The organism is Nocardia sp. NPDC051750, from assembly GCF_044453135.1.
In the GTDB taxonomy this organism is placed as follows: domain Bacteria; phylum Actinomycetota; class Actinomycetes; order Mycobacteriales; family Mycobacteriaceae; genus Nocardia.
In genome coordinates this window covers 971,694-986,325 of the sequence record NZ_JBITCK010000001.1, presented here as the reverse complement: position 1 = coordinate 986,325, position 14,632 = coordinate 971,694, and the positions used below count along the sequence as shown (strand labels likewise).

Sequence of the window (14,632 nt, the reverse complement as noted above, 5' to 3'; positions counted from 1 at the left end):
CAGGCCCGGATGCGGCAGTGAAGTGAACCACGCAGGGCCCTCGCTCACGCGCACTGGAGAGAGCAGGAGCAAGACCCCGCTATTTGCGCGAGCCCCGGCGGAAGCGCCAGAACTGCACGGCCCGTACATCCTCGGAGAGCTGGTTCATCGGTTCCGCCACTTCTGATAGCGCCTGGAACAGATCGTCGGCCATATCACTGATGTGCTCCACCCGCGTCGCCAGCCGCGACGCGTTCACCAGGAACTCCAGCAGCAAGCGCACCGCGGCCGCGATCGTCAGCGCGAGCGGTATCGCCAGGACCGCCGCGACCACTCCGAGCAGCGCCGATACCCGCCACGCGGCGACGGTAACCACAATCGGCGCCGTGACCGCGAACGCCAGCCCGAGGAGATAGACCAGCGGCAGCAGTGTCCGTGTCGCGGGCCGGCGGAACCGCAGGTCGACCAGCCCGCGCGCGGCATCGCCGGCCCATTCCCGGAAGCTCCCCGCACCGTCCGCGGGGCCGGCCCGGGCCTCGTCGGCGGCGGCCGCGGCCGCGAAACGCTGGGCGGCATCGGCCTTCCCGGTCAGTCTCCGCCGGATTCGCCGAGTCGCGGGTTCGGCGGTAAAGTCCTCGCCCGGCGGTTCCATCGCTGAACCGCCGTTCGGTGGGGGAACCTCCGGCCCAGGTGTTCCGGCTGCCGCCGGGCCGGTTCTCGGGGACTCGTCCGCTGACTCACTGGCCATACCGGGATCTTCCTCGGATCGTCTCCGGGAAGCCAACCGTGACCACGGAAAATGCCTTGTATCACTACACAAAGCCCGGCGCCAGGAATGAGAGGAACCCGACAGTTGAAAAAATTCGCTGGAACGGCGTAACGCCACGGGGACCTGCCACCGATACGACCCATGAAAGCCGGAGCTGATCAATACCGGGGAATGGAGACAACAGTGCGTACGACGTTTTCGACTTCCGTCTCGGCGGACGCCAAGTCCGCGGCCGCGCGGGACTACGTCCAGCGTGGCTGGACGGTCGCCGAAACGACCAACGGTCTGTGCCTGATCACCGATGCCGACCTGTCCGCCGTCGAGGTCACCGGGGAGTTGGCCGCGTCGGTACGCCGGTACCTGCGCGCGAACAACCTGACCGGTCCGATCATCGAGATCCCGGGCGCCGAGCGCCGGGAGATCCACTTGGTCACCGGGATGCGCAAGGCCCAGCGTGCCGTCGAGGCGCTCCGGGAGGCCGGCGCGGTCGTGCACACCGACGGCGCGGGGATCCCGCTGCCGCCCACCCACCTGTCGGCCGGTTCGGCCAGCTGGGCTGTGTCCCCGGACGAGGCCCGCTGGGTGCCGCCGGTGGTCGCGCTCGGCGCGGCGGTCCGTACCGCGCTGGCCCGCCGTTCGCGGCGGCTGACCAGCGTCGCCTGCTGACGCAACACAACAGAACCCGATAGTAAAAAGCCCGGTCGTAATCACGACCGGGCTCTTACTGTGCGCTTCAGCGGATGCGGAAGATCACCAGACGCTGCACCACGAAGTTGATGACGGTCGCCGTACCCTGCGCGATCACATAGGCCACCGGTACCCGCCACCACAGACCCTCGTCGAAGGCCTGGTAGAAGACCCAGTTGATCCCGACTTGCACGCAAAAGGTCACGGCGTAGAGCACGACCACGGCGATGAACCGGGCCCGGCTGGGCGCCGCGTTGAAGGTCCACCGGCGGTTGATCAGATAAGCGGTCGTGGTGCCCGCGATGAAACCGATCGCCTTGGCAAGGTTCACCGGCAGCCCGGCCGCCTCGAGCAGCAGCCAGTACAGCCCGAAGTCGACCACCGCCGACAGCGCGCCGGTGGCCACGAACCGCACCAGCTGCGTCTTCAGCCCGATCTGCGCACTCGCGTCTTCGACACCGGCCGGCGCGAGCCCGGCGGTCACCTGCTCCCCGGACGACAACGAGAGATCCCCGGTCTCCCCCGGCGCTACCCGAGGTCCCCGGCTGACGGCATTACTTTCAGGGGCCACCGACGGAAATCTACTTGCCCGGCCCCGGACGTGGGGCCTCGGGTGGCGACCCGCCACACATTCCACCCCCCGGTGGCAATGTCATGGATACAGCCTCGCGCCGCCAAGGCGGCGCTATAGAGGTAGCCTCTATGCCGATGTCCACGAAAGCTCCGACCTCGACTCCGTCGTCCGGCACCGAAGCCCCGGCGACCGGCGAACCAGATACCGCCGGTACAGGGTTCGCGCTACCGACCCGCACCCGCACACTCACCGGATGGGCTCGTACCGCGGCGACCACCGCCGAGGTGCTCTCGACCAGCGACCCCGAAGCCATCGCCCAGGCGGTGGCCATGGTCGCCGAGGACAACGACGGCAAACCGGCGCATCTGCGGCGCGGTGTGATCGCCCGCGGCCTCGGCCGCTCGTACGGCGACAACGCGCAGAACGCGGGCGGCCTGGTGATCGATATGACCGCGCTGAACAAGATCCACCGGATCGACCAGGACACCCGGCTGGTGGACGTCGACGCGGGCGTGAATCTCGATCAGCTGATGAAGGCCGCGCTGCCGTTCGGCCTGTGGGTGCCGGTGCTACCGGGTACCCGGCAGGTCACCGTGGGTGGCGCGATCGGGTCCGATATCCACGGTAAGAACCATCACAGTGCCGGCAGCTTCGGCAACCATGTGCGCTCGATCCAGCTGCTCACCGCCGACGGCCAGGTACAGACGATCGGCCCGAAGAAGAACGCCAAACTGTTCTGGGCGACCGTCGGCGGCTGCGGTCTGACCGGCATCATCCTGCGGGCCACCATCGAGATGACCCCGACCGAGACCGCGTACTTCATCGCCGACGGTGATGTGACCTCGGGTCTGGACGAAACCATCGCGTTCCACAGCGACGGGTCGGAGGACGACTACGAGTACAGCTCGGCCTGGTTCGACGCGCTGAGCCCGATGCCCAAGCTGGGCCGGGCGGTGATCTCGCGGGGGTCGCTGGCCAAGCTGGATCAGCTGCCGAAGAAGCTGCAGAAGAACCCGCTGGGCTTCACCGGGAAAACCTTCCTCACGTTCCCGGACGTCTTCCCGAACGGTCTGCTCAACAACAAGACCTTCACCCTGGCGACCGAGATCTGGTACCGCAAGGGCGCAACCTACCGGCAGAAGCCGCAGGACCTGACCGCCTTCTACCATCCGCTGGATATGCTCGGCGAGTGGAACCGCGCCTACGGTTCCCGCGGCTTTCTGCAGTACCAGTTCGTGGTGCCGCCGGAGGCGGTCGCGGAGTTCAAGCAGATCCTGATCGATATCCAGGCCAGCGGGCACTATTCGTTCCTGAACGTGTTCAAGTACTTCGGCGAGGGCAATCAGGCGCCGTTGAGTTTCCCGATGCCGGGCTGGAACGTCTGCCTGGACTTCCCGATCGCACCGGGCCTCAACGATTTCGTCACCGAACTCGACCGGCGGGTGCTGGAATTCGGTGGCCGTCTCTACACCGGGAAGGATTCGCGCACCACGGCCGAAGCCTTCCATCAGATGTATCCCCGGATCGACGAGTGGATCAAGGTGCGCCGCAGCGTCGACCCGACAGGCGTATTCATGTCCGATATGGCGAGAAGGCTGGAGCTTCAGTGATCAACGCGGTAGGCAATCCGCAGTCCATTCTGCTGTTCGGCGGGACCTCGGAAATCGGCCTCGCGATCTGTGCGGAGTACCTGAAGAAGGGCCCGGCCCGGGTGGTGCTGGCCGCGCTGCCCGGTGATCCGCTCCGCGATACCGCCGTCGCGCAGATGAAGGCCGCCGGCGCGAGCCAGGTCGAGGTGGTCGATTTCGACGCGCTCGATACCGGCAGTCATGCCGAGGTGGTCGAGAAGGCGTGGGCCGAGGGCGATATCGATGTCGCGATTGTCGCTTTCGGGCTGCTCGGTAATGCCGAGGAACTATGGCAGGACCAGCGTAAAGCGGTGCAGATCGCGCAGATCAACTACACCGCCGCGGTATCGGTGGGTGTGCTGATCGGCGAGAAGATGAAGGCGCAGGGTTTCGGCCGGATCATCGCCATGTCCTCGGCGGCCGGCGAGCGGGTGCGCCGCTCGAATTTCGTGTACGGCTCCACCAAGGCCGGTTTGGACGGGTTCTACCTGGGGCTCGGCGAGGCGCTGCGACCGTTCGGGCCGCGGGTCCTGGTGATCCGGCCCGGCCAGGTGCGCACCACGACCACCATCGAGCACTGGAAGGCCACCGGCGCCAAAGAGGCCCCGTTCACGGTGGACAAGGAAGAGGTGGCCGCGCTGGCGGTCGACGCCTCGGAGAAGGGCAAGGAACTCATCTGGGCACCGGGCGTGTTCCGGTACGTGATGATGATCCTGCGCCATATTCCGCGCCCGATCTTCCGCAAACTTCCCGTCTGACCGGTCCGTCCGGGACCGGCTGTCCGCAGTCCACGCAAGCCGTGGACGCGGAGGTCCAGTCGGTCCTGGATGTACGGACCGGTATGTGCAGTCGGTAGCAAAGCTCAAGGGCCGTCGCGGCCGGATCTGATCCGGTTCACGACGGCCCTTGTCGTATTCGGTTCGCGCGACGCACGGTTGCCGTGGTTGCGCTCGCTCTCACACGCGTGTCATCCGCTGGCCCAATTCCCGGCGCAGCACCTCCTGAGACGGCAGGCGCCCGAGGACGCGTAACACCGTGGGTCGTAGTTCTCGCTGCTCCTCATCGGTGAGCAAGCCGACGAGATCGCGCAGTTCCATATCGTCGAAGGCCGAGTTCATGCGATCCAGCGTACGGCGTCACTCCGCGTTCGTCATCCATTCGGCCATTCCCTCACCTGGAAATAAACCAACATGTGAGCCAACGCACATGATTGACGAGTTTCGATGTAGCACAACCTCGTTCAACTCACCCGGATCGGATCATCGGTCGCCAGACCGCTCCGATTCTCCTGTGTGACCGTCAATTCCGCCGGTCGCGCATCGGGCCGGTACGGGGTGTAACGCTCCAGCGAGCCCCAATCCCGGGCCCAGTCGTCGGAGAGATAGGTCGCCACCGAATCCGCTTGCAGGAGTAGTTCCGTCCAGCCCAGCGGACCGCCGCCGATATGGTCCTGCCAGGCGTTGGACGCATCGGAACCGACCCGGTCGGGCAGGATCCGCCAGCGCGGGACCTCCGCGACGCCGTTGCTGTGGTCGAACGGCCGCTGACAGCCGAAGGCCAGCCCGACATGCCAGTCCAAGAGGACCGGGTCCGTGTGCCCGACAACGGAATCCAGGGTCGCCAGGCGCGGCAACCGGGGAGGGGTGACGGCCAGCCACTGCCGGCTGGTGATGTCGTTGTCCACCGCGACCAGCCGGACCGCGTTCACCTCGCGGGGCAACTGGTCCAGCGGGACCCGCAGATTGCGCCACGACGGGTTGGGGCCGATATCGAGCGGGGTCACCGATCCCAGGACCTGCATCGAGCCGTCGGCGGCGCGCGTTCCGTATTCGACGGTCAGGTCCTGGCCGTAGGTGAGAACACCGTCGGCGTCGATCGATTTGATCCGCCCGGCGGCGGTGAGCGCCAGCACGCGGTAGGCCGGGTCGGCACGCATTTCGTCGGTCAGGTCCAGGCGGTACCACTGGGTGGTCAGTGTCGCCTGCTGCTGGTCGCCGGTCTGGTAACTGCCCAGCACCGGGGTGCGGGCGGGGTCGAGGCCGAACGGCAGGGTGACGGTCGAACCGTTGATTCCGGGCTGTTCCTCGGTGCCGCCACCGGTACCGGCGCCGGTGGTGTCGGTGGTTTTGTTCTCGGTATCCGATTCGACGGTGTTGGCACCGCCGGACGTGGTCTCCTCCGCATCCGCGGTCAGATCCTCGGCGACCCCGTCGGGGGTGAAACCGGTTGTCTCCGTCTCGGGATCGGTGGAAATCAGGCCGTTCGCCGGATCGCCTTCGTACGGTTGCAGCAGCGAATCGGCGGTATCGGTCTCTACCAGCACCTCGTCGGCCAGACCGCACGGATCACCGGCCAGGGACCGGAAATTCGACTTGGCGATCGAGTACGCGGGGTACTGGTCGATGGCTGCCTTGGTCAGCGACGCGATCTCGAAAAGCACCAGCAGCGCCGCGGCGATGGTCAGGGGCGCGGACGCGAAGCGGGCGGACCGGGACGGCGGGCCGCTGCGATAAGGGGCCCGGTAATGGAACCAGAGCGCGGCCAGCAGGGCGAGCACGCTGAGCCCGAGGAACAGGGTGGACAAGCCCTTACCGGCGATCAGGGGCGCCTTGTCCCACCACGGGACACCGTAGCTGGACACGTACCACCAGCCGTTCGAACCGGTGAACGTGATTGCCAGCAGGAACAGCACGGCGGCGGCGAACAGCGCCCGGTTGCGCGGCGCGCGAATACCGTTGGTACCCACGGCGACCGCGGCCAGCGCGGCCAGCGAACCCGCCAGGCCCGCGTAGACGCCGAAATGGTGGGTCCACTTGGTGGGGGTGAACATCATCAGCAGCAGCGAGGCGAACACGATGCCGAGAATGCGTACCGACGGGCCGCGTGACGTGCCCGGTATGCGGCCTTTGCGAAGTACCTGCAGCACGCAGACCAGCAGGCAGAGCAGCATCAGCAGCACACCGAACCGCCGGGCCAGCGAACCGTCCGGTGAGAGCATGAGCAGCGAATCCCAGCGGGTGCGCTCGTCGAACCACGCCACGTTCGGGCCGACCGCGGTCCGCACCCTGGTGGCTTCCATGACGGTCGACAGGGTCTGATCGGCGAAGATCACCACCAGTACCAGCGTTCCCGCCGCCAGCCCGGGCAGGACGACACTCGCATACCGCCACATCGCGCCCGCTCCGGTGTCGCTACCGCGGGCCCGTTTGATGATGATCTGCAGGATGGGACGCGAACCCGCGATCAGCGCGGCGATGCAGATGAGCCCGGTGGGGCCCGCGGCCAGCGAGAACGCCGCGATGAGAATCGCCACCGCGGCCGGCAGCAAACGTGCGGTGGCGATCGCGCGTTCGATCGAACACCAGGTGAGCAGCGCCCCGGCGGCGATCAGCGGTTCCGGGCGCAGGCCGTTGTCGTAGGGCAGCCAGAACGCCAGGAACACCAGGCCCGCGGTCCACAGCGCGACCTGGTTACCGCGTACCCGCGCACCGAGCCGGGGCAGCACCTCCCGGCTGATCACCAGCCAGCAGACGATCCCGGCGAGCAAAGTGGGCAACCGCATCCACACACTCGAATCCGAGATACGCGTCATCCAGGCGAGTACCTCGTACGACCAGCCGAACGGCGCTTCCGGGACCCCGAACCAGCGGTAATAGTTCGCCAGATAGCCGGCCTTCTCCGAGGACCGCGCCATATTCAGGATGTAACCGTCGTCGGAGGTGTTGGCGCCGATCACATGCCAGCCCACCAGGACACCGAGCACCACGCCGTCCGCGAGCCGGAACCGCCACCAGTGCGCGGGCAGGAACCGGCGGGCCCGCCGGCCGTCGGTGGTGTCGAGCAGATGCAGGGCGAACAGGGCGAGCGCGGTGAACACGACGGCGCCGATGATCGCGGCGATCTTCAGCGGGGTCGGCGAGGAGGTGAACCGGGAGTCGATATCGGCGTGCAACCGGATACCGCCGAGCTGCTCCTGGCCGAGGTCGGTGAACACCCCGACGATCTGCGGGCGGATATCCCGGCCCACCTCGGCGCGGAACGGTGTCCCGTCGGCACGTGCGGCCCCGGTGAGTTCCGCCGTGGTCGCGCCCGCGGCCGAGACGACCGACAGCGATTCACAACCGCTCAGCTCCGCGCGTTCGGCCGACAGCAGCGGGACATCCCGCAGTACCACGGACAGGGTGTCCCCGGAGACGGTGACCCGCAGCCCCTTCGCCGAGGACTGACCCGATTCGTCCGGCACCGTCGACACCACGGTGCCCTCGGCCGGGCTCAGCACGGGACACGGCACGGTCAGCTCCAGCCGCAGCGGTTGATAACTCACCAGCGGAGCCTCGACATCGGTGACACCCGCCTGCGGCCACTCCAGCGCCGTACGGTCCTGCCGGACCGGCAGAACCGGGGCCAGAATCGCCAGCACGAACCCGAGTAGCCCGGAAACCAGGGCCAGCAGGCGGATACGGTTCAACGCTCGGGGAGATCGCTGCGGTCGCACGGGGCTCGACTCTAATGGGCGTAGTGGGACGAAGCCCATCCGCAACCCGCGCACGGCTGGAGCGAATGCAGGTATGCACGATGGGTGCCGCTGGGCGGGCCTGCCGGCGGACCGATCAGGGCCAGTGCAGGCAGCGCGCGAGCGCAGACTGCGGGCGCAAAGGCGGAGGTACGCCCAGGGTTAGCACGCCGCGGCACCGGAATCGCTCAGCGCTTCACCACTACCAGGGAGAACGGTCCGATATCGGTGGTGGTGAACCGGGTGTCGTCGAACAGCGCCGCTGGGAACGTGACCGTGTAGCGGCGGACATTCGGGTCGTTCGGGTAGGTGTCCGCGGCCAGCCGCAGGGTGTAATCGTCGCCGCTGCGGCGGAACAGGAACGCATCCGGTGCGCGCCAGGGCGCGGCGGCCATGGCGTCGAGGAGCTCCTGGGGGGTCTCCAGTTCGCTCCATGCCTCGATGGTCGCGGACCGGTCCGCGTAATCGGCCAGCGGATTCGCGTAATGCGAGGTCAGCCCCTGGAAACCGAAATACGGGTAGTAGGCGAGGAAGGTGGTGTCGCCGGTGAGCACCACATTGTCCGATGGTTCGCGGCCGGTCTGCGCCCGCAGCGCGTCGTCGATGTGGTGGTAGTGCCGGACCGCGGCGGGGTCGCGCTGATCGGCCCGGACACCGTCGCCATCGGTATCCGTGTAGGCGGTGGTGATCTCCGGGGCGAGTACGTGCGGAATGTCCTGGCAGTAGGCCAGCGCACCTACCGTCGCCAGGACTATGGCCACCCAGCGGAACCGCGCCGGTTCGTTCAGCGCCTGGTACACGGCCCGGGCGCCTTCCACGAACCCGAAGCCGCCCGCCGCGGCGAGCAGTACCAGCAGCACGGGTTCCAACCGGAAGGACAGCAGAGTCTGGCCCGCCAAGGTGGCCACCATCGACAGCAGCGACCACAGATAGACCGCGAGCACCCCGAGCCCGAGTGATTGCGCCCGCCGCGACGAGTTCGCCCGCACCACCAGCCAGACCACGCCGACCAGGCACAAGCCGCCGAGCAGCGAGAAATGCGCCATCGGCAGCGGCAGTTCGGATCCCGCTTCGGGCAGATAGTGGAACGCCCCACCCGACTCGAGCTTCGGCCGGTCCAGCATCCGCAGCAGGAACGGCAGGAACACCGGCAGCGCGACCACCGCCGACACCAGTCCCATCACGACCAGTCGCAGCAGCGGCGCGCCGATCGCCCGCCCGACACCGTGCACCGGTTCGCGCTCCGCACCGGACCGGGCCGCGATCCGGCGCGGGGTCCGGGCGGCGTAACGCCTCCGCACCCCCAGGCCGGCCGCGACAACCGCCATGAACACAACGGTGAAAACCGCGAAGGCGAAGTAGAGCGTGTAGAAGGTGGCCGCCAGGCCGAGGAACAGACCCGTACCCAGTACAGCCGCCCAGCCACCTGCCGTAGGCGTACCGGTCGCGACAGTCTCCGGAGCAGCCGGATGACGGTTATCGGTCGTCTTCTCGGTGAGATCGCTGTCCGGGGCCGCCGCCTGGCCCTGCCCCGCATTCGAGGACGTGGCGGGTACTGCGGGGCGCCCGAGCTCGGCCGGCCGGTACAGCGCGCCCCAAGCCATCACGAGAACCGGCGGGATCAGGATGGCGATCACCGCGCCGTAGGCCTCGGGCGCGGCGTAGGTGACCGCTACGGCGGTCGTCGCCGCAGCGACCCCCACCGCCCAGTCCGCGCGGATCAGCCGGGACCACAGCACCAGCGCGACCACCGCCGCGACCGCGATCGAGCCGATCGCGTACGGCTTGAAGACCTCCCAGCCGTCCATCCCCAGCACATTCGCGACCCGCCCGCCGAACCAGAACCAGCCCGCCGGATAGAACGGCGGCAGATCCGCGTAGGTCATATCCCGCAGTGCCGCGCTGTCGGTGAGCCGGGTCAGGTATTCGGTGCGGAATTCCTGATCCACCGAAACGCCGAACAGGTACAGCTTCGTCGCCGCCAGCGGCATCCCCAGGGTGACCGTGACGAACGTCGAGATCCCGGCCCAGGACAGCAGTTTCGCCCACCGCCGGGAGCGCCGCAGCCGCAGCAGGGCAATCGAGCCCGCCAGCAGTACCGCCGCGCCCACCTGACCCACGGTGGTCAGCGCCCGGAGCACATTGGAGGAGTTGAACGCCGGCCAGTTCACCAGCGAGAACGCGAACAGCCCCACCGCGACAACCAGCACGGCGACCACCGTCGCCAGTACTGCCTCGCCGACTCCGGCCCCGACCTGACGCACCCACCGCGCGCCGCGACTAGACGTCATCGGCGTAACTACCTCCGGCTCCTGTCCACCTACTGGCCGTCGGTCAGCCTAGTAGAGACCGGCTCGGTGCCCGCGGTCGCCGAACCGGACGTGCACCACACTCGTATCCCGACGAGCTCGGTCCGTTCCGGAACGACCCGGGCAGTAGCCGGATCACCACCACCGCTCCGATTGTCAGTAGACCCGCAGCATGCCCGGATCCCACAACCCGGACCTGGTCGCCGACCCGGTCTGCAGCTGCGCGGGGACCGCGTTGTAGTACTGGTCGTAGCGTTCCAGCGTGCCCCAATCGCGACCCCAGTCGTTCTTCAGATAAGTCGGGATCGTGGTGGATTTCGCGAGCATCTGGGAGAACCCGAGCGGGCCGCCGAATTCCTGGGCCTGCCAGGTGTTCGTGGAGCTCACCGCCAGCGGGCGGTCCGGCAGGACGCGGAACTTCGGTACCTCGGCCACCCCGTTCTCGTGCCGGAACGGGCGCTGGCACGGGAACTGCAGTCCGACCGCCCAGTCGAGCAGGATGGGCTGCTCCGAACCGAGGTAGTCGTTGGCCGTTTCCAGTTTGGGGACCCGGGGCGGCGTGAAGGCCAGCCACTGGTCGCCGATGAGGATGGGGTCGTTGGCAACGATCCGCACCGCGTCGGCTTCGGGAGCGATCTCGTCCAGCGGGACCCGCAGGTTGCGCCAGGACGGGAAGGGGCCGATATCGCGCGGCAGATAGGTCCCGAGGTAGCTGACCGAGCCGTCCGGCTGCCGTTTGCCGTAGTCGACGGTCAGCGACTGGCCGTACTGCATGGCGCCGGTGTCGTCGTAGGAGAGAATGCGCCCGGCCGCGGTGATCACCACCAGCGGGTGGTCCGGGGAGCGCTGCGGCAGTTCGTACCAGCTGGAGGTGACCAGCGCGGGCTGCTGCACACCCTCCTGGTAGCTGCCCAGGATCGGCGTGGTGGCGGGATCGAGCCCGAAGGGCAGCGCCACCGTGGAACCGTTGACACCCACCGCGCCCTGACCACCACCGGTACCGGCGTTCTGGCCCTCGGCGAAGGCCGCACCCACCGACTGGCTGGACGTGTTGCCCGTACCGGGCTTCACCTCGACCGCGTCCGCGGACAGATCGTCGGGGACCCCGTTGGGATCGAAGCCGACCGGGTCGACACCCGCCAGCGGATCGTTCGGGTTGGTGGGCGGGTTCGCGGGATCGGCGAGCGCGTTCAACCGGCCGGCGTTCGCGTTCACCTCCACCAGCACATCGTTGGCCAGACCGCAGGTCTCGCCGGTGAGGGCGTCGATATTGCCTCGGGCCAGCGAGTATCCCGGGTACTGCGAGTACGCGCCCTTGGCCAGGGAGAGCACCTCGAACAGGACCATGGCCGCGGCCACCAGCGTGAGCGGGATGGCGGCGAACTTACGGACGCGCCTGCCGCGCACCGTCTTCGTGGAGTTCGGCGGTTTCGCGTACCCCTCGCGCAGGACATGCCAGCCGACCAGCAGCAGCGACAGCCCGAACAGCAGCAACATCACGGTGTTCGACGAGATCCCGAACAAGGTCACCCGCTTGTCGAACCAGGGCACACCGTAACTGGACACGTACCAGTAGCCGTTGATCCCGGAGAAGGCCAGCGCGAGGGTGAACATCAACCCAGCCAGGAAGATCGCCCGGTTCTTGCGCGCACGCAGCGCCGATGCCGACACCGCGACCGCGGTCACCGCGGCCAGCGAACCGGCGATACCGGCGTAGGCGCCGAAGTGGTGGGTCCACTTGGTCGGGTTGAACATCATGAAGAAGATCGTCCCGAACACCACACCCATCAACCGCCAGGTCGGACCGGCGGCGATACCGGGAACCCGGCGGCGGCGCAGCAGCACCAGCATGGTGGTGAACAGGCACAGCAGCATCACCAGGAACGCGAACCGGCGCGCCAGCGACCCGTCGACGGTTTCGACGAACAGGTAGTAGTAGCGCAGGTAGTCCTCGTACCAGGCCAGGTTGGGTCCGGCCAGCTGCCGGACGCGGTTGGCCTCCTGGATACCGGAGAAGGTCTGATCGCTGTAGACCACCGTGAGCACCAGGAAACCGGCGGCGGCCAGCGGCGCCAGCAGGGCCGCGGTCCCGTGGACCCGGTGCCGTTTGACGATGATGCGGGTGATGGGCCGGATACCGGCGAGCAGCGCGGCCACACACATGAGGCCGGTCGGGGCCGCGGCCAGGGTGAACGCCGCGACCACGACCGCGACGGCGGCGGGCAGCAGGCGTGCGGTGGCAATGGCCCGTTCGATGGACACCCAGGTGAGCAGCGCACCGAGCGCGACGATGGTTTCCGAACGCAGACCGTTGTCGTAGGGCAGCCAGAACGCCAGGAACACCAGGCCGCCGGTCCACAGCGGCACACTGCCGAACCGGGCTCGGGCACGGGCGCCGCGCAGGCCATTACCCAGCCGCGGTACCACCTCGCGGCTGATCACCATCCAGCAGAGGATCCCGCAGGCCAGGGCGGGCAGCCGGACCCACGGGCTGGCCGTGGAGACCTCACTGAACAGCTGGATCACGTAGTAGTACCAGCCGAACGGCGCCTCGGGGACGCCGTACCAGCGGAAATAGTTGGCCATATAGCCGGCGTCCGGCGCCACCCGGACCATGTTGAGGATGTAGCCGTCGTCGGAGGTGTTGGCGCCGAGGAAATGCCACACCACCAGGGTGCCGATGACGCCGCCGTCGGCGAGGGTCGGTTTCAGCCAGTGCGCCGGCAGGAACCGCCGGTGCCCGCGCCCGTCACTCGTGTCCAGCCGGGCCAATGCCGCCAGTGACAGCAGAGTGCACAGCACCGCGGCGACAATCGCGGCGAGTTTGATCCAGGTCGGGCTCGAGCTGAACCGGGTGTCGATGGTCGACTCGAGAGTCAGGCCGGCCGGGATACCGCCGGTCATATCGGTGAACACCCCGACCATCTGCGGCCGCAGATCACCGACCAGCTGCCCCGCGTTCGGTTCCCCGGTGTCGGAGACGAGCCCCTCGAACGCGGCACTGGTGCGTTCGTTGTCGGAACTGATGGTGATGGCCGAACAGTTCGCCATTTCCGCCCGGTCGGCGGTGGCCACCACGGCGTTGCGGTCCACCACATCGACCGAGGTGTCCGATACGCGGACGAACAACGCCTCGAGGGCCGCCCGATCGCCCTGCGGCGGCGCGGTGGCCAGCAGCATCCCACCTTCGGGCGGCAGCTGGTTCACCGCCGAACACGGGATACTCGCGGTGAGGTCGAGCGGCACCTGCGACATCAGCGGCGCCTGCACATTGGCCAGGCTGTCGTTCTGCGGCCAGGTCAGTGTCGCCGTTGTCTGGGTGACCGGCAGGAACGGCGTGGCTATCGCGAACAGCGCGCCGAGCACACCGGTGACGATCGCGACGAGACGCGCGACCCGGAAATCCCTCGGCGCAACCCTCGGCTCCGGCTCCGGCGGCGTCTTCGTCAGTACTGCGGTGGCGACTTCTGGCACGGTGGCATGCTACTTGGGCAGAACGCGCCCGGCCCGCTGGTGCCCCGGCGCGTACCCACCCGGAACAAAAACACTCCCGGCGAACTGGGCATAAAAACCATCGGAACGGGGTAAAGAGGGGCGGCTGGCACAATCGGCCCGGAAACACCCCCTTAAGCGCGGGGTATAGCGGCGGTAATGGAAAGGTAGGGGCATGACCAAGGTGAATCTCGAGACGAACTACGGAACCATCGGCCTCCAGCTGGACGAGGCGAAGGCGCCGGACACCGTCCGTAACTTCGTCGAATACGTCCAGTCCGGACACTACAACGGCACGATTTTCCATCGCGTGATCCCGGGCTTCATGGTTCAGGGCGGCGGCTTCGACGGCCAGATGCAGCAGAAACCGACGAAGGCGCCCATCCAGAACGAGGCCGGCAACGGCCTCAAGAACGACAAGTACACGGTCGCGATGGCGCGCACCAACGACCCGCATTCGGCGACGGCGCAGTTCTTCATCAATGTCGCCGACAACGAATTCCTGAACCACACCCAGCCGGCGGGTCAGGGCTGGGGTTACGCCGTGTTCGGCGCCGTCACCGACGGCACCGAGGTGGTCGACAAGATCGCCGCGGTATCCACCTCGTCGCAGGGTATGCACCAGGACGTTCCGGTGGACAATGTGGTGATCGAATCCGCGTCGATCAGCTGAAACGGATC

At 67.7% G+C, this 14,632-nt stretch carries 10 protein-coding genes; 4 read left to right on the top strand and 6 right to left on the bottom strand.

Annotated features, from left to right (window positions below):
- Positions 1 to 79 precede the first annotated feature (79 nt).
- A complete protein-coding gene (locus ACIA75_RS04195; protein WP_397099726.1) occupies positions 80 to 631 on the bottom strand; it encodes a DUF4282 domain-containing protein in 552 nt (183 codons plus the stop codon).
- 300 nt (positions 632 to 931) lie between these two features.
- Here ACIA75_RS04195 and ACIA75_RS04190 point away from each other — a divergent pair, with 300 nt between their 5' ends.
- On the top strand, positions 932 to 1,414 hold the full coding sequence (locus ACIA75_RS04190) for a hypothetical protein (protein WP_397099724.1): 483 nt from the start codon (positions 932 to 934) through the stop codon (positions 1,412 to 1,414).
- Positions 1,415 to 1,481: 67 nt separating this feature from the next.
- On the opposite strand, the gene ACIA75_RS04185 is transcribed toward ACIA75_RS04190, so the two are convergent.
- Complete coding sequence (locus ACIA75_RS04185) at positions 1,482 to 1,919, bottom strand: GtrA family protein (RefSeq protein ID WP_397100911.1); 438 nt, start codon at positions 1,917 to 1,919, stop codon at positions 1,482 to 1,484.
- 218 nt (positions 1,920 to 2,137) lie between these two features.
- On the opposite strand from ACIA75_RS04185, the gene ACIA75_RS04180 reads away from it, so the two are divergent.
- Positions 2,138 to 3,619, top strand: a complete 1,482-nt coding sequence (locus ACIA75_RS04180; protein ID WP_397099722.1) for an FAD-binding protein — start codon at positions 2,138 to 2,140, stop codon at positions 3,617 to 3,619.
- Positions 3,616 to 4,395 (top strand): decaprenylphospho-beta-D-erythro-pentofuranosid-2-ulose 2-reductase, encoded by a 780-nt coding sequence (locus tag ACIA75_RS04175; protein ID WP_397099720.1) that lies wholly within the window; start codon positions 3,616 to 3,618, stop codon positions 4,393 to 4,395. Before ACIA75_RS04180 ends, ACIA75_RS04175 begins: the two co-directional genes overlap by 4 nt.
- A 198-nt stretch (positions 4,396 to 4,593) precedes the next feature.
- On the opposite strand, the gene ACIA75_RS04170 is transcribed toward ACIA75_RS04175, so the two are convergent.
- From ACIA75_RS04170 to ACIA75_RS04155, 4 genes are all read right to left on the bottom strand, one after another.
- Positions 4,594 to 4,755 carry a hypothetical protein gene (locus tag ACIA75_RS04170; protein ID WP_328389885.1) on the bottom strand — a complete coding sequence of 54 codons (162 nt, stop codon included), beginning with the start codon at positions 4,753 to 4,755 and terminating at the stop codon, positions 4,594 to 4,596.
- A 122-nt stretch (positions 4,756 to 4,877) separates the two neighbouring features.
- Positions 4,878 to 8,171 carry an arabinosyltransferase domain-containing protein gene (locus ACIA75_RS04165; RefSeq protein ID WP_397100909.1) on the bottom strand — a complete coding sequence of 1,098 codons (3,294 nt, stop codon included), beginning with the start codon at positions 8,169 to 8,171 and terminating at the stop codon, positions 4,878 to 4,880.
- A gap of 167 nt (positions 8,172 to 8,338) precedes the next feature.
- On the bottom strand, positions 8,339 to 10,441 hold the full coding sequence (locus tag ACIA75_RS04160; RefSeq protein ID WP_397099717.1) for a galactan 5-O-arabinofuranosyltransferase: 2,103 nt from the start codon (positions 10,439 to 10,441) through the stop codon (positions 8,339 to 8,341).
- A gap of 174 nt (positions 10,442 to 10,615) precedes the next feature.
- Positions 10,616 to 13,933 (bottom strand): arabinosyltransferase domain-containing protein, encoded by a 3,318-nt coding sequence (locus ACIA75_RS04155; protein WP_397099715.1) that lies wholly within the window; start codon positions 13,931 to 13,933, stop codon positions 10,616 to 10,618.
- A gap of 193 nt (positions 13,934 to 14,126) precedes the next feature.
- Here ACIA75_RS04155 and ACIA75_RS04150 point away from each other — a divergent pair, with 193 nt between their 5' ends.
- On the top strand, positions 14,127 to 14,624 hold the full coding sequence (locus tag ACIA75_RS04150; RefSeq protein WP_397099713.1) for a peptidylprolyl isomerase: 498 nt from the start codon (positions 14,127 to 14,129) through the stop codon (positions 14,622 to 14,624).
- Positions 14,625 to 14,632 lie beyond the last annotated feature (8 nt).

What these genes read in the sequence shown, in the direction of transcription:
- ACIA75_RS04195 (WP_397099726.1), bottom strand. Translation starts at nt 631, where the DNA reads ATGGAACCGCCGGGCGAGGACTTTACCGCCGAACCCGCGACTCGGCGA.
- ACIA75_RS04180 (WP_397099722.1), top strand. Translation starts at nt 2,138, where the DNA reads ATGCCGATGTCCACGAAAGCTCCGACCTCGACTCCGTCGTCCGGCACC.
- ACIA75_RS04170 (WP_328389885.1), bottom strand. Translation starts at nt 4,755, where the DNA reads ATGAACTCGGCCTTCGACGATATGGAACTGCGCGATCTCGTCGGCTTG.
- ACIA75_RS04165 (WP_397100909.1), bottom strand. Translation starts at nt 8,171, where the DNA reads ATGGGCTTCGTCCCACTACGCCCATTAGAGTCGAGCCCCGTGCGACCG.
- ACIA75_RS04160 (WP_397099717.1), bottom strand. Translation starts at nt 10,441, where the DNA reads ATGACGTCTAGTCGCGGCGCGCGGTGGGTGCGTCAGGTCGGGGCCGGA.
- ACIA75_RS04150 (WP_397099713.1), top strand. Translation starts at nt 14,127, where the DNA reads ATGACCAAGGTGAATCTCGAGACGAACTACGGAACCATCGGCCTCCAG.